Raw genomic sequence first — 24,862 nt, forward strand, 5'->3', positions numbered from 1 at the left:
ACAAACATCATTGGCAAGAATTTGATTTTTTATGCAAGTGGCTTTTTTTAGGATCATAAGTAAACAAAAATGTTTGTGTATTGTTACTCCTAAACTAACTCGGCATGTTACTTGAAGAAGGAGAAGGGTTATTTTAAGTAAATGATGAATATTGTAGAGTTTAAACATAGAAGTTAAAAAGGAAAGAAGTGCTTTATAAATGAGAAAAACTGAAATTGTCCCTTGGACGAAAAAGTGGGAAGAATTATACAGTAAAGAAGAAAAAATACTTAAAGAAATCTTCATCAATGAATTGGTAGATATTTTTCATATTGGAAGTACCTCTGTACCAGTAATTGGTTATGCAAAACCAATAATTGATATCTTAATGATTGTTAAAGATATTGAAAATGTTGATGTAAACAATGATAAAATGCAAACTTTTGGATATGAACCTAGAGGTGAAAACGGTATTTCGGGAAGAAGATACTTTCCTAAAGGTAAAGATAAACGAACACACCATGTACATATTTACCAAATTGGTAACGAGAATATTGAAATACATTTAAGTTTTAAACACTACTTATTGAACCACCCCGAAGAAGCAAAGAAATATGGAGATTTAAAAATTCAATTAGCTAATAAGTTCAAGGATCATACACATCAATATCAAAAAGGAAAAGAAGCATTTGTTCATGAGCTTGTTGAAAAATCTCTCCGATGGAGGAACGAGAAAAACAAGTAATTAATTTGTAGGAATAGATAGGCGTGTTTTAAAAGTTATTTTTTGATAGCTGTATGTGGTAAGGTTTTAAACGAATGGTTGTTATATTTTAGAGTGTACAGGCTGTCGGTAAAGTTCCGACAGCCATTCTTGTGTCTAATTTATAGATGCATATTTTATTTGAAAAATTATTTTCTTATGAAATGAAATTATTTCATAGATGAACTCGTTATAATAGATGAGATTTAAAAGCGAGAAATGCACATGGAGTATAGTCAGGAGGACAAAATGGAAGAGGAAATCCAATGGATTCAAGAAGTGCTATCCGGCAATAAAGATGCCTACGCACACATTATTAATAAATATAAAAATCAGTTATATGCCACGATTTTACGAATGACAAAAAATCCACAGGATGCACAAGACTTAGTACAAGAAGCCTTTATCAAAGTATATCACCAGTTAGGTAAATTTGATGGAAAAGGATCGTTTTCCAGTTGGATGTATCGGGTGGCAATTAACCATTGTATGGATGAGTTCCGAAAAAAACGCTATAAAATGATGCAAGTAGAAATAAACGAAGAAAAAGTTGTGAACTCTAATAATCCTGAAGTCATTTTCTTGAAAAATGAGAAAAATAGACAGCTAGAACGGTTAATTGCAACCCTGCCAGAAGATGAGAGATTAATTATTCTCTTACGATATGTAAATGACTTAAGCTATATCGAAATAAGTGAGCTTGTCCAGCTCCCTCTATCAAACGTTCGTAATAAACTACATCGAGCGAAGAAAAAAATGAGAGATACCGTAAAATGTGGAGGAGGCTATTTTCATGAATTGTCCAACGGGTGATAAACTTTCACAGTATGTTGATAATCTATTAATAGAACAAGAATATGTTGATATACGCACTCATTTAAAAAACTGTGAAGATTGTATGCAAGTAGTCAATGCCTTCACGGAGGAACAACAATTTTTAAAAGAAACTTTACAAACTCCAACATTAACTGATGATTTTGCTTCTTTAGTCCTTGACGAATTGGAGCCTTATGGACAGACTGCTGCCCGTAAAAAGAGGCGTCCCTGGAAGCGTATGACGCTTGTAGCAGCTGGAGCTGTATTAGCGATTGGTTTAGGGACAACACTACACCCTAGCTTCGCACAGTGGATAGGTGGCCTTTTCTCAACAGAACAAGTGGATGAAGGTTTAAGAATGGCATCTGAGGCAGGGTTAGTAAAACGAATCAATCAAGAAGTAACAGATAAAGGGATTACCTTAAAAGTGGAAGATGTTTTTGCCGATTCTTCCCGTGTTGCGTTATCCTATCAAATTTTAAATGAAAAAGGACAATTACAAGATTCGTATATTGAATTAACTGATTCGAAGAACAACATCATGGCAAGTGATCAATATGGAAAAAAACTTGATGGATTAAGCATGGGTTGGTCAGAAGGAAGTGACTACGGGCTAATCGAATTTTCATTACGTGAACAAGAAGCATTAGAAAAGGTTACCGTAAATTTTGATTTAGTCGAGCTAAATGGAAAAATGGGTAACTGGGAGTTAGAGATTCCTGTTGATTTAAAAGAGAGTCTTAAAAACACAACTACTCTCTCATTAAATGATGCAAAAACAAGCCTGCATGGAGTAACCATTAACATGAAGGAAGTAAGATTTGCACCTTCTTCAAATGAATTATTGTATGAAACGTCTTTTGCGGAAGAAGAACAAGCAAGAATTGAAGAAAAGATAAAGCAGCTTGAAGAGAAATTTGGTGAAGAAAGCACAGACTCTTTTACTAACTTTGGAACGGCCATTCAATATCATATTGAGAATGAGAAAAATCAAGCTATATATCACCATAATACCTTCTTTGAAGATAAAGGACACCCGAGTGATTTAGGAATGCTACAAGGTACAGGCACACCGATGGGACAAATCGGTCATAATGCGTGGAATGAGTCATTTATCCCGCAAAAAGAGGATACCAAATTGTCCTTTGTGTTAGATGGGATGATAAAAACAGTGCCTTCAGATTTTTCCATTAAAATCAAACCAAAAGAATTGAAGAAAAAACCTGTCTCATTTGAATACGAGGGTAATTATATAACGATTAAAAAGGCGAAAAAACAAAGTATATATTCGCTACGTAAATCGCTCATCCCAATTAAAAAGGAAACGATGTTTAAAATTGAAATGGAAGGCGGCAAAGAAATGCCGGCATCAGATTTTGGAGCTTGGGTTTTAGTGGATGACAAAGGAAAAAATTATTTCACTTATCCTAGCGGATCCATTCTCGATGAAAAAGATGAGAACGGTCGTTATAAAACAACTATTGATCTCGTTTCATATGATTTAGATGAAATTCCTGAAGAACTAACATTGCATTTACTTTCTGTGACTAGGTATTATGAGGTCAAAGATAAGTGGAAAGTACCATTATTTTCTTCAAATTGATACTGGTACCGTGAGGAGCGAAAATTCACCCTTAAGACTTAAGTTCTTGAGGGTGAAAATATATACTCCTTATGTATATGATGTTAAGATTTTACTGGAAATAGTCCCTCTATAAGTGTATCTACATAATATGGAACGTAACTGTATTGTTCTACAATACTAGCAATGATTGCTGGATACTTATTCCTCAAACAGCCTGGTTAATGAACTACAATATTATAGAATATTTGGTTATTTATGTTAAAATATAAATAGAATTGTAATTAAAATACATAATAATTTCTTCATTTAAGTGATTAATACAAAACTACTTATAGTTGTCAAAACAGGAGGAGAAATTTATCGGAAATTCATTGATAATGAGAATAGAAGCATCCTGTGCATTAAATTTTTTGATATATATCCAAAATATCTTTATCAATCAAAATCATAAAAAAGAAGAGTATCGATTTCCTTATGTTTCTTCAAATATGGCTTTCGATAAAGAATTTATATTAAAGTTTGAAGAATTGTGGAATGAAGTATCTGAAAGAATATGTGACGATCATATAAATAGTGTGAAAATTTTCTATGAAGAAGCAGATTTATTTTACAATAGATTGTTTGTAAATAGTCCCTGTAGTTTAAAGGATTATTTGGAAATTTATAAGGCTTTTAAAGTATGGTGGAGCAGTTTCGCAGGACAGCTTTCTCTAGAAAGATCTATTGACGAAAAAAGTCATAGAGTATATGAAGAACTGGCGAAGTTACTTTCCCAAAAAGGAATGAGTCCAAATAAAGAATTAAGTATTTGTTTAATTTATGATGAATGTTTATTAGTTGATATAGAGGTAGCTTCATATTTTGCTGTTATTCCTATAAAAAATTTTTATGTTAATTTTAAAGATGTGGTTCACAATTTGGTGGCGCATATAAGGGGGGAATAGAACTTCAATATATAGTTTAGCATATTGCTTATGAGTAAGGAGAGGTATAAATGAATGATAAAGTCATTATAAATATACCAATAGACACGAATGAAGTACCTGATTTAAGAGAACTTGTTGGTTGGAGTAGACGAGAAGAAGATTACCCGACATTGTTTGAACGTTGTAATTTCTGGGCAGGGGTTAGGGAACAAAATGATAAACTGATTGCCTTTGGTTATGTTTGTGGAATGGGCTTAGAACATGGTTATATGGAAGATATTATCGTTCATCCTACGTATCAGGGGCAAGGAATTGGTACAGCTTTAGTAAAGGAATTATTGCGTGAGTCTGAACGTTTTGGGCTGGGAATTGTAACAGTATCATATGAGCAAAACAAGACTAACTTTTATAAAGCATGTGGCTTTACACCTGGTTCAGGAGGAGTTTGGCAATCATATACGTGAAAATTTGATTCACTATGTTGATATTCTTCATTTTTATCTTCAACTATCAAACACCATTCTGGAACAAGGATGTACTAAGTAAAGAATAGAACGAGTTAATTTGGCGAAATGAAAGACAGTTGGAACATCACTTCCTGATAAAATCTAAAACAATGTAAAGTTGGGTAGGATATGTATGAAAAAAAGATACTCGATTGTAGCTATAGTGCTAGTAATAGTAATTGCAGTGACATATTACCTGCTACCAAAAAATAGGGATCGAACACTTATTAATGGGATTGAGAATTTCGAACCAATTAGCAGCGATAATACGAATTATTTTTTATTTTACCCAGCTGACATAAGGGTTTCACAAGAGAACACCATCGTAAAAGAAGTAACAATTGACGGCAAAATTGTACAGGAATATGAAATAGAAGATAAATACTTTAGAAGAATGAGTGTGCATCAGAAACCAAATAGTATAGATAAATTATATATTTCTCTTTTTGGTGAAGCAACAATTGATAATTACTACTACATTTATGACATTCCAACGAAACAATTTGATAGAGTAAAATTGGATTACTTTGATTATGAAGTTGGTGTTGATCACATAATGCATTACGGAGAGAGTGTACTTTTTCAAACTTTGGTTTCACATAAAACAGGAGAACAAAACAACGATAGTGAAACAAATGAATTCAATGTATCTATTTCTAACTTCACATCAAAAAAAAGTTTTGAAACAGAGTATGGGAATCCACCAAAGTGGACGCCGCTTTTAGAGTTTAACAATAAAATCCTTTATGGTACAAGTGGACAATATGGTGATCATGATAAATATGTAAACTCAGGTATTGGTGTGATTGACTTAGAAGACCAAAGTGTTAAGTATATGAATAGCGGTAAAAACGCAGATATGTATCCACTATATGCAACAGAAGAACATGCCTTTGTACTTGGTGAAGCAGGTAAAGTCATTTCTTATGACAAAAATTTTGAATTCAACATCTATGAACCTTTTAAAGGTATGAGCAAAGAAGATATCTTTTTCAATGACGAAAGTAGTCAATTATTAATAGATAATAATAGAGCGTTATATCATGTTTATAGTCCAGAAAAAGGAAGCATCATTGGTCTAATGACATATGAACCTGAACCAGAGTTTGAACCTCTTAATAAGGAATATCTTGAACAAGATAGCAACTATAGGTTTTTGTATCAAGATACAGAAAACGGTGAAATTTATATCGTTAATTCAAACGAAAAAGAAGAAAAACTATTAATAATTGACAATACCTCATTCGATCTTAAAGCAGAAATACCAATTGAGAATAGTCATTTATTAGACTTTGTTGTTAAGAATTAAAGTATTGCAAGCGGACAAAACTAAAAATCTAAGGAGAAGGAAACATTATGGTTGATTTCTTTCTTATTTTTGATTTTAAGTTATATTATAAAGACAATAACTGTTTCTAGACAAATAATGTCTTGAAGCTTCTTTATTCTTGATACATAGTTAAAATCTCTTCAGCACGCCTTCGTATTCCATCTATTAATTCCTTTGGTTCTATTATTCGTGTATGACGTCCAAGTCTTAAAAATAGGGGTGATATAAAATCAAGTTCATCTTTATCAATGATTGAATCTATGTAACCAGTTCCATCTTCTTGTGTGACAACAACCCCCTCAAAGTAAGGAACACTTTTACATTGACGCACGCCCTCCATTGTTAAATAAACATGCAACCGAATTGGTTTTTTTACTTCCTGAAAATTGAACCAATCTTCTAAACTCATGAATTTATCTTTATTTTCTTCGTTCGATATGATGGAAAGAATACGATCTACACGGAATAGTAAAATTTTTTTCTTATCATAATCGTAAGCAGGTAAATACCATAATCCATCATGTGCATATACACCGATTGGACGAATGTGTTTTTCCCTTACTCCTGTTTTAGATTCATAATGAATATGTACATCTCTATTCCCAATAGAATACTCTAACATTTCATTTAATAATGGCGAATCAATTGTTCGCTTAGGGTTCCAAAATGCAATATGTGAACGGATTTTATCTACTTTTGATTTTGCTTCTCTTTGAAGTGAGTTATATAATTTATGTTCAACCGAGGTAATTTCAGCCTCGAATGGCAAACTTCGATAATATTTTAGCGATTGAAAAGCAAAGAAGATTGAAACAGCTTCTTCTTCAGTAAATAAAATAGGGGGAAGAAAAGAATGTGTTAATACGGTATAACCCCCATTCCGTCCTTGTTCAGCATAAATCGGCAATCCTATATCACATAAATCTACTATGTATCTATGTACAGTACGAATAGATATGTGAAATTCATCTGCTATTTCCTGCGCTGTAAATTTTTTTTTAGCCGTAACAAACAGTAGAATATCTAAAAGTCGCTTGGATTTTGCCATTTTCCTCACCTTTTTTCGTTAATCATGCCATTACTTGTCATGTTTTACAGTTAGTATAGTGTATACCTTATGATTTTATCAATAAGGGAAATTCTATAAAAAAAAGGAGATCAAAGGATGTCACGTGAAATTGTTTTATTCATTGCCGCAAGTTTAGATGGGTTTATTGCAAAAGAAGATGATGACTTACAATGGTTAGAAGACACCGAGGGGGAAGGTGACGCGGGATACCAGGACATGTATCAAACCATTGATACAGTAATCATGGGGAAAAAGACATATGATTATATAGTAAAACATATGAAACCATTTCCTTATCCCGATAAAAAATGCTATGTCTTCTCCACTACAGAAAAAGGTTCAAATGAAAATGTGGATTTTGTGAACGAAGATGTTGTTGAATTTACAAAAAAGTTAAAAGCGCAAGAAGGTACAAAAATATGGATGGTTGGTGGAGGGTGTTTACTTGATTCGTTTTTAAAAGGAAATTTAATTGACGAATATATCATCACTGTTACACCTCATATTTTAGGATCTGGTATCCCTTTATTTAATCAAAAGAAACCACAAATAGATTTGAATTTAGTTGATATAAAACGGTATGGACAGTTTGCACAACTATATTATAAGGTGAATAAAGGTAAGAAATGACTTGGCACAACACCGATTAAGTGCTTTTCTTGAATGAAGAAAGGCGCTTATTTCAATATCGGAACAATTGGTGTATAGTAAAAAGAAAAAATTTCCTTTACTTCGAAGGGGTAGGAGGATGCTTTGAAAGAATATGAATGGATAAAACAAACACGTCAAATCTTATAAGAACAATGCAGAGAATTGTCTGAAGATGCAATTACAAAAGAATTTGAATTTGGTTTTCAGAGCATTAGAGATACTTTCGTTCATGTGGCAGGCTGCTATATGCATGGCAAGGTTCTTTTGTGCTTTCATAAGCAACATCTCCATTATTAACAAAAGGAAGTAATGAATAATATGAAGGTAGATGATTTTCAACGCTATTTTAAACAAGTGGATGAATATGTAGAGAGAGTATTAGAGCAATTCAGAAACAAATTTGATGAGCCTATCGAAAAAGAGCCTTCTTGGAAAGCAGGCAGTGAATTTATTAGAAAATCGCCACATCAGTTACTATTTCATTCAATTACTCATGAATCACATCATAAAGGACAAATTGCTACAATGACTCGATTACTTGGACAATATTTCTCGAGATACAGACATATTGGGGTTGTCTGAAATGAATTTCATAAAATAAACATTAGCTTGTCTTCCTCTAATGTGAATTTATACTAATCTAATATAATTTAAAAAGGTGGATGAGAAATGGATAAAAGAGTTCTTTTCGACTTTGAAATCGAGTTTACGAATGGTGGCGGAATACAAGGGCAGGAATTCCGTCTTGATATTGAGGGAAATGATATTTCTGACGAAGAATTAGCAAGGTATATTGTAGAGGATATGAGATTGTTAATGGTCGGTGAAGTGCGCATACTTAACAAGAAAATAATAAATGAAAAACATAAACGAAATCATGATAACCCAAAATAATGATCTATACACTTTACATGATAAAAAGCTGCCTAATGAGGTAGCCTTTCTTTATTTCACTGTGATTAATGAAATTATAGGATGTTTTTTATGCTTTAAACTTAATTGAGGGGGCCTAACCGGTGCCCCCTTATTATAAATATATCCTTTTAGCGTGCATTCGGAAAGATTCTTTGTACCATCTCATTAAATTCCTCGAATAATCCACGTACTGGCTTTCCGCTTTGGATTTTATTTCCGTAATCTCCCATACGATCAACAAAATCAGGATTACTTGACACAAAAACATTCCGAATACTGTCATCAGTAGATTTTACCTGTTCAGAGATTTTATTTTCAACTTCTTTTCTTACCTCGCCTTTTGAATCATCATTGAGTACTACTGCAACATATGCATTTCTATTCGTAACAATAACATTGGCATGTCTTACTTCTGATAAGTCTTCAATTTTATCCTGTGCTTCATCTGCAACCTGCATTCTTGTATTATTGTTATTGTTGTTGTTTCGATTTGCAACATTTTGAATATTTGTGTTGTTGTCGTTGTTGTTTGCAGTTTTATTGTCATCTCTTGCTTCATCATTCATTGCACAACCAGTAATGAAGGCTATGGCGAACAAGCAGATTGAAATTTGTTTAAGTAATTTCATCAAAGTCCCTCCTAAATTTAAGTTCGATAATAGAGTGACCAATTTTATTTTTTTTATGTAATTGAAAAAGTTTATTGTCGCTCTATTATTTTGTGTCCTACAAGTCTGATCACCATCAATAAAGAGAATGTATTAGTCCTTTTTCTTTACGATCATTTCCTACCACAGACAATAGTGTTTCTATTTACCAAAGTAGAAAACATTCTAATCATAAAATAAAAAAAGGTTTTTAAATTTAATAAGAATGAACGGTGGTTGAGAAAATGAAGACGAAAAATAAATTGTTCATGGGGCTTATTGCAACTTCACTTGTAGGAAAAGCAATAGAGATGTTTAATAAGAAGGACAACGTAATTCCAAATACACAAACAACTTTTAATCTTAACCAAGATACTCCTGTTATAGACAAAACAGCATATATACACCATTTTGCCTCAATTATCGAGAGTGTAAATATAAAAAAAGAAACGTTTGTAGGACCTTTTTCATCTATCAGAGGTGACGAAGGGTTGAAAATCCATATTGGAAAATATTCCAATATTCAGGATGGGGTTGTTATTCATGGAATGAAAAACTTTGAATTTGGAAGTAATGTAGTTATGAATTCAGTTTTTAAAGACAATTCACCTTTTTCTGTTTATATAAGTGAAAGATGTACGTTAGCTCCACAATCTCAAATCTTTGGACCAGCACGAATTGATTCTAATGTATTTATTGGTATGCAATGTCTTATTTTTGATACTTATGTTCATGAAAATGTTGTCATAGAACCGGGAGCAAAAATAATTGGGGTTACGATACCTAAATACAGATATGTCCAAGCTGGGAGAGTGATTACTAATCAAGAGGACGCTGATGATCTTCCAAGTAATACAGAATCATACCATTATTTTAATATCAACGAAAAAATTGTTAATACCCATAGAGAACTAACTCTTGGATACCTAGGAGATAGGAAATAATGGAATCAGAAACGTTAGTAGATATTTTGAAGATCTCTGGAAGGATTATCTCTATTATTCCTTTGCTATTAATTGTGACTTTGTTTATGGGGAAGCGCTCAATAGGTGAAGTTCCTGTTTTTTGATTTTTTGATCATTATCGTGCTTGGTGCTGTAGCTGGCGCAGATATTGCTGATCCTGATATTCCTCACTTATATACGTTTTTGTCGATATCAGCAATAGGTGGTTTACAAATTGTTGTTTCGAAATTAAAACTGAAAAATCGATTATTTGGGCGACTTATTACCTTTGAACCCACAATTGTTGTCCAAAATGGCTCTTTTGTTGTGAAGAATTTAAAAAAGATTCGGTATTCATTAGACAATGTTTTACAAATGTTAAGAGAAAAAGATATCTTGGATGTCAATGATGTAGAATTAGCGTTAATTGAACCAAATGGAAAACTCACTGCTTTTAAAAAATCTCATAAATCTGCTGTCACTATAGAGGATATAGGAATAAAGAAGATATCAAGAAGTATTGCTTATCCTGTTATTGTGGAAGGTAACATAGAAAGTAATGTTCTCTCTCAATTAAATCTAAAAGAAAAGTGGCTTTTACGTGAGTTACAGAAAAAGGGGCTGAAAACTTCTGATATCTTCTTAGCATCAATAAAAGCAAATTATGAATTGGACGTATCATTGAAAAGCGACAATAATATAACGGATGTGCAGATAAGACATTAAAATTGATGTTTCTAGTAAGTTTCTAGTAAATATTTATAATGAAAAAAGCCCTAAACCTAAGTTCTCACTTTAGGTATTAAGGGCTTTTCGCTGTGATTATGGAAAAATAAACATGATACAAATTACCAAGCAAATGATGGCAGGGATACCAACACGACCAAAGTGCAACGTAAACATGGTTGCGTCCGGTTGTTGACCAATCGCACCTGGGATATATCCTGAAACAGCTAGTAATGCTAAAATCCCTGTATTAGGAATCGTGTTCCCACATTTTTGCGCAAACCCTTTCAGAAAAGCGGTCGTTCCATATAAAGATGTTTTTTCTTTTAAATAAATGAAGTAAATTGTATCATTTACTAAAATATTCACTAATACATTTGACATGGCACCAATAGCTGTAGCGAAAAAGGAGCAAAAATACAATAAGATTAGGTTCTCACCGAATATAAATGCGATACCATAGAAAACAATAGTAATCAGTTGAGTAATTAACATTGCTTTTTGAGCTGTTTTAAATATTTTTAATGCGATAGGCATTAATACTACCATAGGGACTAATGCACCTATAGAAATAATCCCCATATATAACGATAATAAATCAGGTCTACCAATATAGTACATCATGAAGTACACAGAAGAAGCGAACATGAATCCATATCCTACTGCAGCCAAACACCAAACTAAGATAGCAAAAGCAGTAGTTGAAAGTTACTAGACCAATTTTATGCACGGTGAAATGCCACCACACGTTGCGTTTCAAATAATGAAAGGCATGACGTTTGGAGAATGCAACGTTCCACCGGAAACAGGCATTACTTCTAGTCAAGTTGATGAAATACTGGAAAAAATTAATAAAATTGTAAATGGTACTTCAATAAATGAAAAACATCATGCTAAAATTTAAACAGGGAGTAATTGTAAATTCAATTTGATCTTGTAAAAAGCGCATCGAGATCGATTACATGTGAAGTGATAGGAGTAAATCAATAAACAAGGGGGAGAATCAATGAAATCTGAAGTGATAAAGTTCTATGAAAACCGAGATGACGTAACACTAACAACATATGTGATCGCAGATTCACCGGAATTATTGGGTGGAAAGAAGAGACCTGCTATTCTTATTTGTCCGGGAGGAGCCTATTTAGCCTGTTCAGACAGAGAAGGAGAAGCAGTGGCACTAAGGTTTGCAGCTATGGGATATCATGCCTTTGTCCTTCGATATTCAACCTATATGGGAGGAGAGGTTGGATTTTTAAATTTTCAAGAGGAAATGAAAGTGAAAGAACACTCCATTCACCCCACACCTATGAGAGAAATAGGAAAAGCGATGCTGACAATTAGGGAACATGCTGAAGAGTGGCTTGTAAATGTAGATAAAATTGCCATCTGTGGATTCTCAGCTGGAGCACATAATTGTGCTATGTATTCCGTGTACTGGGATAAGCCAATTATAAATGAATATTTCAATGAAAAAACGGAAATGTTCAAACCCGCTGCCACGATTCTGGGTTACACATTAAGTGATTATCTTTTCATGCGTTCGTTCCCAAAAAGTCCTATCGATTCAAAGCTATTTGAAGCTGCTAATCTCGCTTTTACAGGCAACAAAGAACCTGATGAAGAAACACTTAAAGAAATAAGTCCGGTTTTCCACGTGTCGAAAAGTACGCCACCTATGTTCTTATGGGCGACGTCAGAGGATACATTAGTACCAGCACAACACACTCTAAGGATGGCACATGCACTTGCCGATAAAAACATTCCTTATGAAGTTCACATTTATGAAAAAGGACCCCATGGTTTAAGCCTGTCGAATCAAGCTACATCACAGGCGAAAAGCCAAATGGATCGCGATGCGGCTAGATGGATTGTTGAAGCGGAAGCGTGGTTGGAAAAGAGATTTGCTTTGGAGCTTCCTGAACTAACACCATTTGAATTAATGGAGTTAGAACATAAGCGTTAAACATTTAAAGGGTTATGATAAAAAACAGGACGATACTGTATGGGTGTGATTCGTACTTAGATAAGGTCGGAATTTGACGGATTATGTCTAATGGTAAATATAATTCAATAATCGCAAATAAAACATATTTTATTAAAAAATGGTGAAGGACCATAGGGACAGGTACACTGTCCCTATTTATATTCAACCTACATACATAGCTCTAAAAGGTCAATAACCCGGTTCAGACTTAAGATGATGCATTACCATCCGCCTCATCATCCTTTCTATACTCCAAAACATCTCCAGGCTGACAGTCTAAAGCCTTGCAAATTGCCTCCAAAGTGGAAAAACGAACAGCCTTTGCCTTGCCATTTTTTAATATAGAAAGGTTCGCCATCGTGATTCCAACTCTTTCCGAAAGCTCTGTAACACTCATTTTTCGTTTCGCCAACATCACATCGATATTAATAATGATCGCCATTAATTTCACCTCAGACCGTTAAATCATTTTCAGATTTGATTGTAATTGCTTCTTGCAAAAGACGTTGAAGAACAGCGGCGAATACAGCAATAACGAGTGATGCAAAGATAGGGATCATTCCAATGATGATAAGTCCTGGCGCATCATCTAATTCTGCTAGAAGGAAAACAAATGGAATGATGACTACATACAAACCGGTGATGGTTAATGCGCAGAATTTGATTACCTTTAAGGCTTTAACAGACAATTCCGAGAAAGCTTGGTTTTTGTCAATATAGCTTAAAAGCTTAAATGCCTGAAACAAGGCAATGAAAAAAGGGATTGCTGATATATACATTCCGATCACAATGGGATACAGGATATGGGCATAATCGGGATTTGCCGGATTATTAGCTAATTGAACTAATCCAAAAATAATCAAAGCTAGTACAGGTGTTCCGATAAGGAAGACAGCTGCCTTTAAAAAGAGTGTTGAACCAATTTTCATAAAAAAGCACCTCACAGATTAAATTTCGTTTATAAATTTATCACATTATTTATTGAATTACAATAAATAATTATCTATATTTATGATTATTTTGTTGTAAATAAATAGTCAAATTAAGTTTAATATAGACAAATACAAATTTATCCAAAATTGGATTTGACGAAGAGATATTATACAGCGTATAATATGTTTATTCTAATAATATACGCCGTATAATATTATAAAACAAATTGGGGGTGTTCAAATGTCATTCCAATTGGGTTCCTCTTTACTTGATGCCTGCGTCCTTGCTGTGTTGGCAAAAGAAGATGCATATGGCTATTCACTCACTCAGCAAGTACGTGAAATAATGGATATCTCAGAATCGACACTTTACCCGGTACTTCGCAGATTGCAAAAGAAAGATTATTTAACAACATATGACCGTCCGTTTCAAGGAAGAAATCGCCGGTATTACCGGATTACTGAAAGTGGAATGGAAAAGCTCCAAGAACTCCGTAGAGAATGGGTAGAACACAAACGGAAAATTGAATCTGTTTTATTAGGAGGAATAAATGGTGAGTAAAGAAGAATATTTAAAAAAGCTTCGGGCAAAAATCAAAAAATTGCCAAGTGAAGAAATAGAAGAAGCAATCGACTATTATCGTGAGTATTTTGATGAAGCAGGTGAAGAAGATATAAAATCAGTGATTGCAAGATTAGGTTCGCCATCTTATGTTGCATCACAAATTTTGGCGGATTATGCAATAAAAGACTTGGATAACCAAAATAGTACAACGAAAAAGAGCTTTTCAGCCATTTGGTTTATCATCCTGGCCATTCTAGCCTCGCCGATCGCTTTGCCTCTTGTCCTTGTGATCATTTGTCTAGTATTTACCCTCATGCTTGTTTGTGGAGTAGCTATTCTTACTTTTTTTATCCTTGTTGTAAGTTTACCAATTAGTGGATTGTTCAGTTTGTTTGCTGGCTTGTCGGTCATCGCACAAGATTGGCAAACATCCATTTTCTTTAGTGGTATCGGTTTAATAACAATTGGAATAGGTGTGCTATTATTTTCTCCTTTTCTACAATTCTCCAAGAAGACTAGCACAGGAATTGTGAAAGTATTGAAAAGGCTGTTAGATAAAATGATTAGACGTAAGGAGGGGATCTAAATGAAACACACGAAAGTCGCACTCGCCATGATGATGATCGGCATCCTTCTTGCTGTCATAGGATTATTTAGTGGAACTAAATTTTCGATTATCTTAACAGATAATGGGTTGAAAGCAGTAGGAAAAGAAGATCGACAGAATAAGGAATGGGGATTGGAAGAATTCAATAATTTGGAGGTAGCTCTCGCGGACGCCAAACTAGAGGTTATTCCCTCTGATGAATATAAATTGGAGATTGAGAGTTTAGAAGGTACAAAAATCACACATACAGTTGAAAATGAAACACTAACGATTAAAGATCGAACATCACATGCAGAATTTACATTTACCATGAACTTTATTGGAAACATTCAAAAAACAATTATTAAAATCTATGTTCCAGCTGATAAAGAATTTGACGATGTTAGCATTGCGAATGATTTTGGAGATATAAAGCTGAACGAAATGACAATCGATAAATTGACCATCTTATCCAATGATGGAGATGTAGACATCAAGGACATTCAGTCTAAAAGTGTAACGATACAAAACGATTTTGGAGATAGTAACGCCTCAAACGTAACTACAAACAATTTAACACTAGAAATTAATGATGGTGACGCTGAATTAAATACAGTTAATATTGCGAAAGAAGCAGAGCTTTCAAATGATTTTGGTGAAATTTCATTACGTGACTTTACAAGTCATGGCACAAATATTAAAAGCTCTGACGGGGAAATTTATATAAATGGTCAGCTCATGGGGAAAACAAATATAGAAACCAGCTTTAGCGATATGACACTGGAATTGACGAATAAAGAAACCCAACTAAATTATCATATTCAGAATGATTTTGGTGATATAGTAGTGAACGGTGATGAATTTGAAACAATAGCATCGAACAATGTAGATACGAATGATAAAATAACAATTCTTTCAAATGATGGTGATGTTGAGATCACATTAGATAAATAGAATCACCCGTAATATTGACGGCAAACCGGGAAAGATCGGGATGCTGTTTTTTTATTTATTCTTATATCACTCCAACCACCTTTATTTTTATCAATGTCTGGTATACTTTATACGATACAACTATTCTTATCTATTAGGTGATAATATGCAACCTGAAATAAAGCTCTCTGTACGTTCATTAGTTGAATATGTGTTTCGAAGCGGTAGTATTGATCAACGATTTCGGACTGCCACAACCCTTACCGAAGGGACAAAAGCTCATAAAGCCATACAAAAGACGTATCAAGAAAATGATGAGAAAGAAGTCTATCTAAAAACAGAAATTGAGTATAAAGAAATAATGTTCATCATTGAAGGTCGATGTGATGGGTTGCTATTTCGTGATGATAAAATCTTTATTGATGAAATTAAGTCAACTTCAAAAGACTTGAGTGAAATAGAGGAAGAATCAGTCCCTGTACACTGGGCACAGGCAAAGGTTTATGCCTATATCTATTCAAAAGATCATGAACTAAAAGAAATGATTGTTCAATTAACTTACATACACACTGTGACAGAAGAGAAAAAAAAATTCCAAAAACATTTTACTTTTCTAGAACTTGAACAGTTTGTATCTGAGCTAGTGAATGAATACTTTCCGTATGCATCTTTTATGCAAAACCATCAATTGAAAAGAAATCATAGTATTAATCAACTATCATTTCCATTTACAACATATCGAGAGGGGCAACGCAAGCTTGCAGGTGTAGTTTATAAAACCATTTCAGAGGAAAAGAATATTTTTGCAAATGCACCTACCGGTATTGGAAAAACCATCTCGACAATTTTCCCAACAGTGAAGGCGATGGGTGAAGGCAAGCTGGATCGAATGTTTTATTTAACAGCAAAAACCATCACAAGACAAACCGCAGAAGAAGCTTTTTCACTTATGAAAAAAAAGGGGGTGTGTATGAGTGCTGTTACGATTACAGCTAAGGAAAAAATTTGTTTTAAAGAGGAAACCATTTGTCAAAAGGAGTATTGCGAGTTTGCGAATGGATATTATGATCGCATAAATGAGGCTGTTCTCGATATTTTCTCACATGAAACGTTTATTAATCGTCAAAAAATCGAGGCATATGCGAGGAAGCATACACTTTGTCCATTTGAATTTTCCTTAGACCTAGCCTTTGTAGCAGATGCGATTATTTGTGATTACAACTATATTTTTGATCCGAAAGTGTCACTAAAGCGATTCTTTGATGAACATAAACGACAGTCCGCTTTATTAATCGATGAAGCTCATAATCTGGTTGATCGAGCCAGAGAGATGTTTTCAGCTCAATTACAAAAATCAGATTTTCTTTCATTAAAACGTATCTATAGATGGTCTGATTTGTACGAATCTGTTCATAAACTAAATAAATATTTTATTGAACTGAAGAAAAAGTGTTCTGAAAAAGGACATCTTGTGTGGCAGGAATTGGATGAACATCTGATCAATATACTCGAAGAATTTGTAGACAAGGCAGAGAGAGAATTATTACAACATACAAAACAAGTTGAGCAATCCCTTCTATTAGAAACCTATTTTGCTGCAACGGGATTTGTTCGAATATCAAATCTCTATGATAAACAATATGTTACTTATGTTGAAACAGAGAAAAATGAGGTTCATCTAAAAATGTTCTGTTTGGATCCTTCCCATCTTTTGCAGCAGGTTAGTAATAAGTTTCGGACAACTGTCTATTTTTCTGCCACACTTTTACCATTTCAGTATTATTTGGATATGTTAGGTGGTACGTCAGAGGATTACACCATTTCAATTCCTTCACCGTTTGCAAAAGAACAAACCGAGATATTCCTTCAACCGTTATCGACTCGATACCGAGACAGAGAACATTCAAAAAAGCCAATCATTGGTATGCTCTCAAAGCTTTTGAAAGAACGTAGCGGAAACTATTTAATCTTCTTTCCTTCCTATCACTATATGAACAGTGTATATGAAGACTTTACTACTAGCTGTCCTGACATTCGTAGCATTATTCAGACGAACAAATTCAATGAAAAAGAACGGGAGCAATTTTTAGAAGAGTTTAAAGAAGAAAGTTCAGAACCTTTTATAGGCTTTGCTGTATTAGGTGGTATTTTTTCTGAAGGTGTTGACTTAAAAGGGAATAGGCTGAATGGTGTCATCGTTGTCGGTGTGGGTTTACCACAGCTTTGCCTGGAACGAAATATTATGAAAGATTATTTTCAAACAATGGGAAAAAATGGTTATGATTACGCATATACCTTCCCCGGCATGAACAAAGTGTTACAGGCGGGTGGCCGATTAATCAGATCTGAGACCGATACCGGCGTAATAGTACTTGTTGACGATCGGTTTCTAACTCAGAAATATCAAGGCCTTTTACCGAGGGAATGGAGGGATTTTGAATATGTTCAAAATCTCCCGGAATGATAAATAACTTAATTATTTTAAGAGAAACGATTAGTCGTTTCTCTATTTTTATTGCGTGCCGAGCAAGTCGTTAACCTATTAAAATTTCATAAATAATTAGGCTCTTTCACCAGTAACAATACCCACCCAATTTACATAATTTGTTGAAGAAGTATGTGATTACCAAAAAACAGGTTTAAATTTATTTGTCCGTTGCTTGTCACTGGTCCCAGGTAAGTATTATGAGGAGGTTTTACTTAATGAATAATTTTCAACAGGATCTTCAAATGTTAAATCTCGGAGATTACCAAGCTACTCAGGCTGTACCTTATGACCCGAATCAATATTATTATGATGATGAAAGACTGTACGTTGGTATAGGGGGGGTATTCCGCTGTTATAGTTGTTTTAGCTGTTATAACTGTTTCAACTGTTATAATTGCTTTAGTTGTTTCAGTTGTTTTAATTGTGGAGGCCGTTGTGGCGGAGGTCGCTGTGGTGGTGGCCGTTGCGGTGGTGGTCGCTGTGGCGGAGGCGGCGGAGGCCGTTGCGGAGGAAGATAGAATAAAATTCGGTAATAATTACGGCAAGCCTCTACATAAGGATGTAGGGGCTTTTTCTGATTGACATAACGGACAAATAGCCTTTCATAAAATGGTAGTAATGTATGTTGAAAGACAATAGCAACTGCGGCTAAGGAGGATCGTTATGACAAATTTATCCCCTTCTATGCGTCTGAAGGTGAAAAGGGACACATTTTTTCTCCCTGAAGCTAACAGCGGTGTATATTTTCGGAATAATGTAAGTTCGTTTCGTATGGAAGGCAGTATGATTAATAAGTGGGTTGAGAATCTTATACCGATGTTCAATGGAGAAAATACTTTAGAGAGTTTGACAACAGGATTAACAGGACCTTATCGTGATCGAGTGTACGAAATTGCTGAAACATTGTATCAAAATGGATTTGTTAAAGATGTAAGTCGGGACCATCCGTACCAATTGTCTGAACAGGTCCTCAAAAAGTATGCTTCACAAATTGAATTTATTGATAGTTTTGTAGATTCTGCAGCATTTCGATTTCAGAATTATCGTCAGGTAAAAGCATTGACCGTTGGTTCAGGAGATATGTTTGTTTCATTGATCTCAGCATTACTAGAATCCGGATTACCTAAGTTTCAAATACTTATAACAGATAGGAAACAGACAAATATACAGCGGTTGAATGAACTCGTGGCACATGCTCGAAAAACTGATTCGGAGGTTACAGTTGAGGAGATCTCACTAAGTACATGGAGAGAGATTGTGGAGCCGTTTGACTATATATTATACGTGTCAGAAGAGGGGAATGTAGAAGAGCTAAAACTTCTCCATACGATTTGTAGAGAAGAAAAGAAAGTATTTATCCCGGCTTTATGTTTACAGCAGATTGGGATGGCGGGGCCTGTAGTTTTACCAAGCTCAGAGTATTGTTGGGAATCTGCATGGCGCAGACTCCATCGAACAGAACTCTTTAAAGCAAATCCAATTTCAACTTTTTCCTCCACAGCCGGGGCAATGCTTTCTAATCTCATTGTATTTGAATTATTTAAAGACATTACCGGAGTGACGGAACGGGAACAGAATAATCAATACTATTTACTGGATTTAGAAACGATGGAAGGGAACTGGCATACATTTCTTCCTCATCCACTAGATAGTAGTGAAAATAGAATAACTAAAATTGTAGTCGGCGATTTTGATGAACGAATTCAGGAAGATTTGGAAAAAGAAGAATCAGGAAAATTACTTCTTTTTTTCAATAAGTTAACATCAAAGGCAACAGGGATTTTCCATACCTGGGATGAGGAAGATTTGCAGCAGCTTCCGTTAGCACAGTGCCGGGTCCAGGCAATCGATCCGTTGTCTGATGGACCTGCTGAGTTGTTGCAAAGTGTCATCAGTTCGGGACTAACACACGAAGATGCTAGAAGGGAAGCGGGTCTAGCTGGAATTGAAGCATATGCAATTCGATTAACGGCCACGTACGATCTGCCAACATATGTTCAAATTGGAGCAGGTGAAACATTTACGGAAAGTGTCTATCGAGGATTACAAAAGTGTTTAGTACAGGAGATGAAAAGAAATCAGACGAACAATACTGTTTCTCTGACTCGAATCAAGTTGAATTTAGTAGAAGATGAACGGTGCAGGTTTTATCTACAGGCCTTAACAACGATCCAGGGTGAGCCGTTGATAGGATTAGGTGATGAAGTCCATGGCTTCCCTGCAGTATGGATTGGGACGAAAAATGGGTGGTATGGAAGTGTAGATACGAATATAACATTTTCATTAAGAAACGCATTGCAACAGGCTCTTTTTAAATCACAAAACAAAGAGGAGCCGATAAATTCCAAAGGTTTAATTGCATCATCCGTGCTATTTAACGAAAAAGCACCTATACAACTTACTATACCTGATGGTGATACTCAGAAACAATCTATGCTGTTGCAATCTGCAAAGGTTGTATTGGGCCGAAATGGAAAGCAACTTGATGTTTTTGAACTGGAACTTGAGCCGATTATAAAAGAAGGTTTAGCAGGGATATTTGGAGTTGTGGTAAGAGAGGAGGAATGATGGTGAGTGCTGATTTGCTGGTTGTTGGTGAGGGCTTGCTGGCAGACCTTTTTTGTAAGGAGTTATCCTCAGAATTTCTGATTGTACGAAAGGCACATGTTGATCCAGTCGTACCAAAAACCATTGATTTAGCTCTGGTCTTACATGATGAATGGAATCCTTCTATTCATCAAATCTCAGAACATGTGTTTAGCTCAAGCAATACCCCATGGCTTCGAGGGTGTGTATCATTTGGAGAAGGTATTTTAGGACCTTTGGTTTATCCTGAAATTTCAGGTTGTTCTCAATGCGCGGATCTGCGCCGAATTATAACCGGAAGACATCGTAGAGAGATGTGGCAGATGCATAAAAATTTAGAGGACACTGGAAAAACACAAAATGAAGCCTGGATATCACGGACAGGGTTATTACAGATGGTTTATCTCCTTAAAACAGAGATTCAGAGGTTTATCAAAGAAAAACAAAATCAAGTAGAGAAGAGGATTGGTTTCATCAACCTAAAAACATTGAAGAGTTCATGGCATTCCTTCCTGCCTGTTCCACAATGTACGGTATGTAGTTCCATACCTGATGATTCACCGGAATTCGCTCGAATTTCCCTTCAGCAAAGTCCCAAGATCAGCATGGAAAGTTACCGTACCCGTTCATTAGATGACCTGAAAAATGTGTTAGCCAAAGACTATCTTGATTCTCGAACAGGTCTGCTTAATGATAAGATGTATAATCTCGTGCCTCCATTTGCGGATGTAACTGTCAATCTACCATTATTCGAGGGAGATGAAGGTACAGCCGGCCGTACAAATTCTTACGCAGCAAGTGAATTAACTGCCATTTTAGAAGGATTGGAACGATACTGTGGTCTCGAGCCACGTGGAAAACGGACGGTGGTATATGATTCTTATAAAAATGTAAAAGATCAAGCCTTAAATCCCCAATCGGTTGGTGTACATGAAGAAGCGCAGTATCAACGCCCGGGATTCCCCTTTGAAAAATTTGATTCTGAACGTTCAATGAATTGGGTCTGGGGTTATTCCTTTTTACAGGATCGACCGATTCTCGTCCCAGAGTTACTTGCTTATTACAGTTTGGGCTGCGGGTCACGGGGATTTGTCTATGAAACCTCCAACGGGTGTGCACTAGGAGGAAGTTTAGAAGAAGCCATTTTTTACGGCATTATGGAAGTGGTTGAACGTGATTCGTTTCTTATGACCTGGTACGCAAAATTAGCTTTACCACGTATCGATCCATATTCTACTGAAGATGAAGAACTAAAGTTGATGATTGAGCGGATGAGTACAGTTGGAGGATATGATCTATATGTATATAACTCTACAATGGAACACGGAATTCCTAGCATTGTCGCATTAGCAAAAAACAAAAAGCAAAAAGGGTTAAACCTAATCTGCGCAGCCGGGGCTCATTTGGATCCAGTGCGGGCTGTGAAAACGGCTGTTCATGAGTTGGCTGGCATGATGTTGACACTGGATGACAAACTGGAAGCAAACAAAGAAGACTATGTCCGTATGTTACAAGATTCTTCTTTAGTCCAACTGATGGATGACCATGGTATGCTGTATGGATTACCACAAGCTGAAGAACGGTTGCATTTTTTACTTAACAATCACTCACCTTCAAAAGCATTTAACGAAGAATTCAAGTGGAAGTCAAATCATGCTGATCTTACAGAAGATCTTCAAGATATTCTTCAAGCGTTACGGAGCGTAAACTTGGATGTCATTGTCGTTGATCAGACTACACCTGAACTTAAACAAAACGGATTGCATTGTGTAAAAGTGCTCATACCCGGAATGGTGCCGATGACCTTTGGGCATCATCTAAAGCGCGTATCAGGTTTAGAGCGGATATTGCGGGTTCCTATGGAATTAGGGTATATGACAGACCCACTGACATATGAAGAGCTTAATCCACTTCCACATCCGTTTCCATAAGAAGGGAGGATGGAAGGATGAATCTTGATGAGTTTTTGCACAATTTACATTTTGACGTCGATAAGGCTAGCATACCAAACTGGGAGGTGGAATGGGAAGATGACCCCCTAGCTTACAAGCTTTTCTATGACTTACCCGAAATTCCGCTTTCTTTGGATATCCCATTAACGCTGGAAGGTCAGGATGCTCCAGAAAAGCCAGATCTTAGGAAAATCGGTCACTTTCTTTGGTATGCTTATGGGATCACTCAATTTAACCAATCAGTTTTCCCGATGGATTCGACAGAGAATAATCTGGAAGTGATGCAATCTTATAGAAGGTTTGCTCCTTCAGGTGGAGGGTTGTATCCAAACGAATTATACGTCTATTTAAAAATTGACGACTTACCTGAAGGCATTTATCATTTTGATCCCTCTCACCACCGCTTAGTTCTATTGCGAGAAGGCAATTTTGACGATTATCTTACCCGGACGCTAGGATACCGATGTGATCTTACATCTTGCTTTGGCACTGCTTTTATCTCCACGATGTTTTGGAAAAACTTTTTCAAGTACAATAATTTTGCTTACCGTCTCCATGGGTTAGATACAGGTGTACTGATGGGGCAGTTATTAGAAGTGGCTAAGCGTTTTGGATTTGCATCCGGTGTGTACTATCAATATCTTGATCGTGCGATAAACCATCTTCTTGGGCTCGCCGAACAAGAAGAAAGCACATATGCCGTCATTCCGCTATCAGTAGAACCAACCATTTGGACAGGAAACCGTCATGGCGTGAATGTCTTAGCTGCAGAACTTTTACAAGAATTAACTCCTATACACCATAAACATTATATTAAATCAAAGAGAATAAAAGAGTTTCCAATGTTACTAAGATTGAATGAAGCTTCTATGCTTGATTCTGCTACTTTTCGATGGATCGAGGAAAAGGAGAATAGAACAGTTGAGGGAAAGGTGGTACCTTTACCTCTGGTTAATCGGCTTTCATATGATTTCAAATCAATCTGTCAAAAGCGAATGTCACCTGATATGGACTTCATTTTAGGAAAGGTAAGTCTAAATCAACTTGCCCACCTTCTAAATGAGGCAACAGCATCTTTCCGTTATCGTAATGACATAGAGCAAAGAAGTATAAATGAACCACGTGTCTCTATTTTTGCCTGTTTATATAATATAGAAGGGATCGCTAATGGAGCTTATTTCTATGACAATAGTGCACACACATTGCACCTGGTAAATCCAGGGGACCACAGACTCATACTGCAATCAGGCATGTCATTAGGTAATGTAAATCTCCTGCAAGTACCAATCACCATACATGTTGTTGGTGATAAGGATTACGAGAAGGATTCACTTGGCTACAGAGGATATCGTATTCAACAAATGGAAGCGGGAATGCTCGTCCAAAAATTATTATTAGCGGCATCAGCCCTTGAAATGGGTGGCCACCCGCTCCTCGGTTTTGACGTTCATCTAAGCGATCAACTATACAACTTGAACTCTCTTGGAAAAACTAGTTTTATTCAAATACCTATTGGACCTTATCGACAAAGACCATGGTTGATGGGAAGGCTTCATACTTAATAGAATAAAGGGCTTCAAAGAAAATACGAATAATAAAACTATAAACCTTGATTGGCTCTTGCCTTTCAAGGTTTTCATGGTTCGTATATTAATTAAGAGTTGAACATGTTTTTAATGGTCTACAAAAAATATCACTAAGAATATTGGGTGGAAGTAGGTCAATAAGAAGAAATAGTATGAGTATAAAGAAGTTTCGATAAATTAAGAAAAATAAAAAATAAAGCGTTTACATTTTATGTTCGATCATTTATTATACTTAATAAAGGCAATGGAGAAAGTAAGTGATGGAGAATTGTTGTGAGGATGTCTTACAAACATGTCGAAATCATTAGAATTCTCATGTATGCTCATAAACAACGGGGATTATATTGTTTTATATAAAATAATGACATATATTATTCGGGAAACTAATTAAAG

The 24,862-nt window shown here is 35.4% G+C and carries 25 protein-coding genes and 1 pseudogene; 21 read left to right on the forward strand and 5 right to left on the reverse strand.

All coding sequences use genetic code 11. From position 1 onward, the window contains the following. Positions 1–199: 199 nt before the first annotated feature. From LC095_RS15030 to LC095_RS15055, 6 genes are all read left to right on the forward strand, one after another. Positions 200–724, forward strand: coding sequence for a GrpB family protein (locus LC095_RS15030; RefSeq protein WP_226528919.1), 525 nt, complete (start codon positions 200–202; stop codon positions 722–724). 267 nt (positions 725–991) lie between these two features. Continuing rightward, the gene (locus LC095_RS15035) at positions 992–1,555 is read left to right on the forward strand and encodes an RNA polymerase sigma factor (protein ID WP_226528920.1); all 564 of its coding nucleotides are present in this window, start codon (positions 992–994) and stop codon (positions 1,553–1,555) included. After that, positions 1,536–3,161 (forward strand): DUF4179 domain-containing protein, encoded by a 1,626-nt coding sequence (locus LC095_RS15040; RefSeq protein ID WP_226528921.1) that lies wholly within the window; start codon positions 1,536–1,538, stop codon positions 3,159–3,161. Before LC095_RS15035 ends, LC095_RS15040 begins: the two co-directional genes overlap by 20 nt. A 359-nt stretch (positions 3,162–3,520) precedes the next feature. Then, positions 3,521–4,087, forward strand: coding sequence for a hypothetical protein (locus tag LC095_RS15045; RefSeq protein ID WP_226528922.1), 567 nt, complete (start codon positions 3,521–3,523; stop codon positions 4,085–4,087). 50 nt (positions 4,088–4,137) lie between these two features. Continuing rightward, positions 4,138–4,533 (forward strand): GNAT family N-acetyltransferase, encoded by a 396-nt coding sequence (locus LC095_RS15050; RefSeq protein ID WP_226528923.1) that lies wholly within the window; start codon positions 4,138–4,140, stop codon positions 4,531–4,533. Positions 4,534–4,708: 175 nt separating this feature from the next. Then, on the forward strand, positions 4,709–5,884 hold the full coding sequence (locus LC095_RS15055; protein ID WP_226528924.1) for a hypothetical protein: 1,176 nt from the start codon (positions 4,709–4,711) through the stop codon (positions 5,882–5,884). A gap of 133 nt (positions 5,885–6,017) precedes the next feature. Here LC095_RS15055 and LC095_RS15060 read toward each other — a convergent pair whose 3' ends face one another. Then, positions 6,018–6,953 carry a helix-turn-helix transcriptional regulator gene (locus LC095_RS15060; RefSeq protein WP_226528925.1) on the reverse strand — a complete coding sequence of 312 codons (936 nt, stop codon included), beginning with the start codon at positions 6,951–6,953 and terminating at the stop codon, positions 6,018–6,020. A gap of 117 nt (positions 6,954–7,070) precedes the next feature. On the opposite strand from LC095_RS15060, the gene LC095_RS15065 reads away from it, so the two are divergent. The 3 genes from LC095_RS15065 to LC095_RS15075 all read left to right on the forward strand — a co-directional run bounded on the left by LC095_RS15065 (position 7,071) and on the right by LC095_RS15075 (position 8,519). After that, positions 7,071–7,604 (forward strand): dihydrofolate reductase family protein, encoded by a 534-nt coding sequence (locus LC095_RS15065; protein WP_226528926.1) that lies wholly within the window; start codon positions 7,071–7,073, stop codon positions 7,602–7,604. A gap of 330 nt (positions 7,605–7,934) precedes the next feature. Beyond that, entirely contained in the window at positions 7,935–8,207 is a 273-nt protein-coding gene (locus LC095_RS15070; RefSeq protein ID WP_226528927.1) for a DinB family protein, read from the forward strand. Positions 8,208–8,294: 87 nt separating this feature from the next. Continuing rightward, positions 8,295–8,519, forward strand: a complete 225-nt coding sequence (locus tag LC095_RS15075; protein ID WP_226528928.1) for a cyclase — start codon at positions 8,295–8,297, stop codon at positions 8,517–8,519. A 149-nt stretch (positions 8,520–8,668) separates the two neighbouring features. Here LC095_RS15075 and LC095_RS15080 read toward each other — a convergent pair whose 3' ends face one another. Further along, complete coding sequence (locus LC095_RS15080) at positions 8,669–9,169, reverse strand: YhcN/YlaJ family sporulation lipoprotein (RefSeq protein ID WP_226528929.1); 501 nt, start codon at positions 9,167–9,169, stop codon at positions 8,669–8,671. A 263-nt stretch (positions 9,170–9,432) separates the two neighbouring features. On the opposite strand from LC095_RS15080, the gene LC095_RS15085 reads away from it, so the two are divergent. Continuing rightward, entirely contained in the window at positions 9,433–10,131 is a 699-nt protein-coding gene (locus LC095_RS15085; RefSeq protein ID WP_226528930.1) for a carbonic anhydrase, read from the forward strand. Next, a pseudogene (locus tag LC095_RS15090) lies at positions 10,131–10,857 on the forward strand (DUF421 domain-containing protein). The gene LC095_RS15085 and the pseudogene LC095_RS15090 overlap by 1 nt, the downstream one beginning before the upstream one ends. Before the next feature lie 96 nt (positions 10,858–10,953). On the opposite strand, the gene LC095_RS15095 reads toward LC095_RS15090, so the two are convergent. Then, positions 10,954–11,544 (reverse strand): MFS transporter, encoded by a 591-nt coding sequence (locus LC095_RS15095; RefSeq protein WP_319005806.1) that lies wholly within the window; start codon positions 11,542–11,544, stop codon positions 10,954–10,956. Between the two features lie 37 nt (positions 11,545–11,581). Between LC095_RS15095 and LC095_RS15100 the strand changes: the two genes are divergently transcribed. Next, positions 11,582–11,761 (forward strand): hypothetical protein, encoded by a 180-nt coding sequence (locus LC095_RS15100; RefSeq protein ID WP_226528932.1) that lies wholly within the window; start codon positions 11,582–11,584, stop codon positions 11,759–11,761. Positions 11,762–11,863: 102 nt separating this feature from the next. Then, on the forward strand, positions 11,864–12,820 hold the full coding sequence (locus LC095_RS15105) for an alpha/beta hydrolase (RefSeq protein ID WP_226528933.1): 957 nt from the start codon (positions 11,864–11,866) through the stop codon (positions 12,818–12,820). Positions 12,821–13,049: 229 nt separating this feature from the next. On the opposite strand, the gene LC095_RS15110 is transcribed toward LC095_RS15105, so the two are convergent. Together LC095_RS15110 and LC095_RS15115 are read right to left on the reverse strand one after the other, a co-directional pair. Next, positions 13,050–13,283, reverse strand: a complete 234-nt coding sequence (locus LC095_RS15110) for a helix-turn-helix domain-containing protein (RefSeq protein ID WP_226528934.1) — start codon at positions 13,281–13,283, stop codon at positions 13,050–13,052. 10 nt (positions 13,284–13,293) lie between these two features. Further along, entirely contained in the window at positions 13,294–13,770 is a 477-nt protein-coding gene (locus tag LC095_RS15115) for a DUF2975 domain-containing protein (protein WP_226528935.1), read from the reverse strand. 244 nt (positions 13,771–14,014) lie between these two features. Between LC095_RS15115 and LC095_RS15120 the strand changes: the two genes are divergently transcribed. The 8 genes from LC095_RS15120 to LC095_RS15160 all read left to right on the forward strand — a co-directional run bounded on the left by LC095_RS15120 (position 14,015) and on the right by LC095_RS15160 (position 24,445). Further along, positions 14,015–14,335, forward strand: a complete 321-nt coding sequence (locus LC095_RS15120; RefSeq protein WP_226528936.1) for a PadR family transcriptional regulator — start codon at positions 14,015–14,017, stop codon at positions 14,333–14,335. Then, entirely contained in the window at positions 14,328–14,924 is a 597-nt protein-coding gene (locus LC095_RS15125; protein ID WP_226528937.1) for a DUF1700 domain-containing protein, read from the forward strand. Before LC095_RS15120 ends, LC095_RS15125 begins: the two co-directional genes overlap by 8 nt. Next, positions 14,925–15,878 carry a DUF4097 family beta strand repeat-containing protein gene (locus LC095_RS15130; protein WP_226528938.1) on the forward strand — a complete coding sequence of 318 codons (954 nt, stop codon included), beginning with the start codon at positions 14,925–14,927 and terminating at the stop codon, positions 15,876–15,878. It abuts the gene before it with no gap. 145 nt (positions 15,879–16,023) lie between these two features. After that, a complete protein-coding gene (locus tag LC095_RS15135) occupies positions 16,024–18,321 on the forward strand; it encodes an ATP-dependent DNA helicase (protein ID WP_226528939.1) in 2,298 nt (765 codons plus the stop codon). Between the two features lie 239 nt (positions 18,322–18,560). Then, a complete protein-coding gene (locus LC095_RS27270) occupies positions 18,561–18,863 on the forward strand; it encodes a heterocycloanthracin/sonorensin family bacteriocin (protein WP_404810054.1) in 303 nt (100 codons plus the stop codon). A gap of 145 nt (positions 18,864–19,008) precedes the next feature. Beyond that, positions 19,009–20,913 (forward strand): putative thiazole-containing bacteriocin maturation protein, encoded by a 1,905-nt coding sequence (locus LC095_RS15150; RefSeq protein WP_226528940.1) that lies wholly within the window; start codon positions 19,009–19,011, stop codon positions 20,911–20,913. A 2-nt stretch (positions 20,914–20,915) separates the two neighbouring features. Further along, positions 20,916–22,862 (forward strand): TOMM precursor leader peptide-binding protein, encoded by a 1,947-nt coding sequence (locus LC095_RS15155; protein ID WP_226528941.1) that lies wholly within the window; start codon positions 20,916–20,918, stop codon positions 22,860–22,862. Positions 22,863–22,879: 17 nt separating this feature from the next. Further along, positions 22,880–24,445, forward strand: coding sequence for a SagB family peptide dehydrogenase (locus tag LC095_RS15160; RefSeq protein ID WP_226528942.1), 1,566 nt, complete (start codon positions 22,880–22,882; stop codon positions 24,443–24,445). Positions 24,446–24,862: the final 417 nt, after the last annotated feature.

The organism is Metabacillus niabensis (assembly GCF_020524345.1).
Classification (GTDB): domain Bacteria; phylum Bacillota; class Bacilli; order Bacillales; family Bacillaceae; genus Metabacillus; species Metabacillus niabensis_B.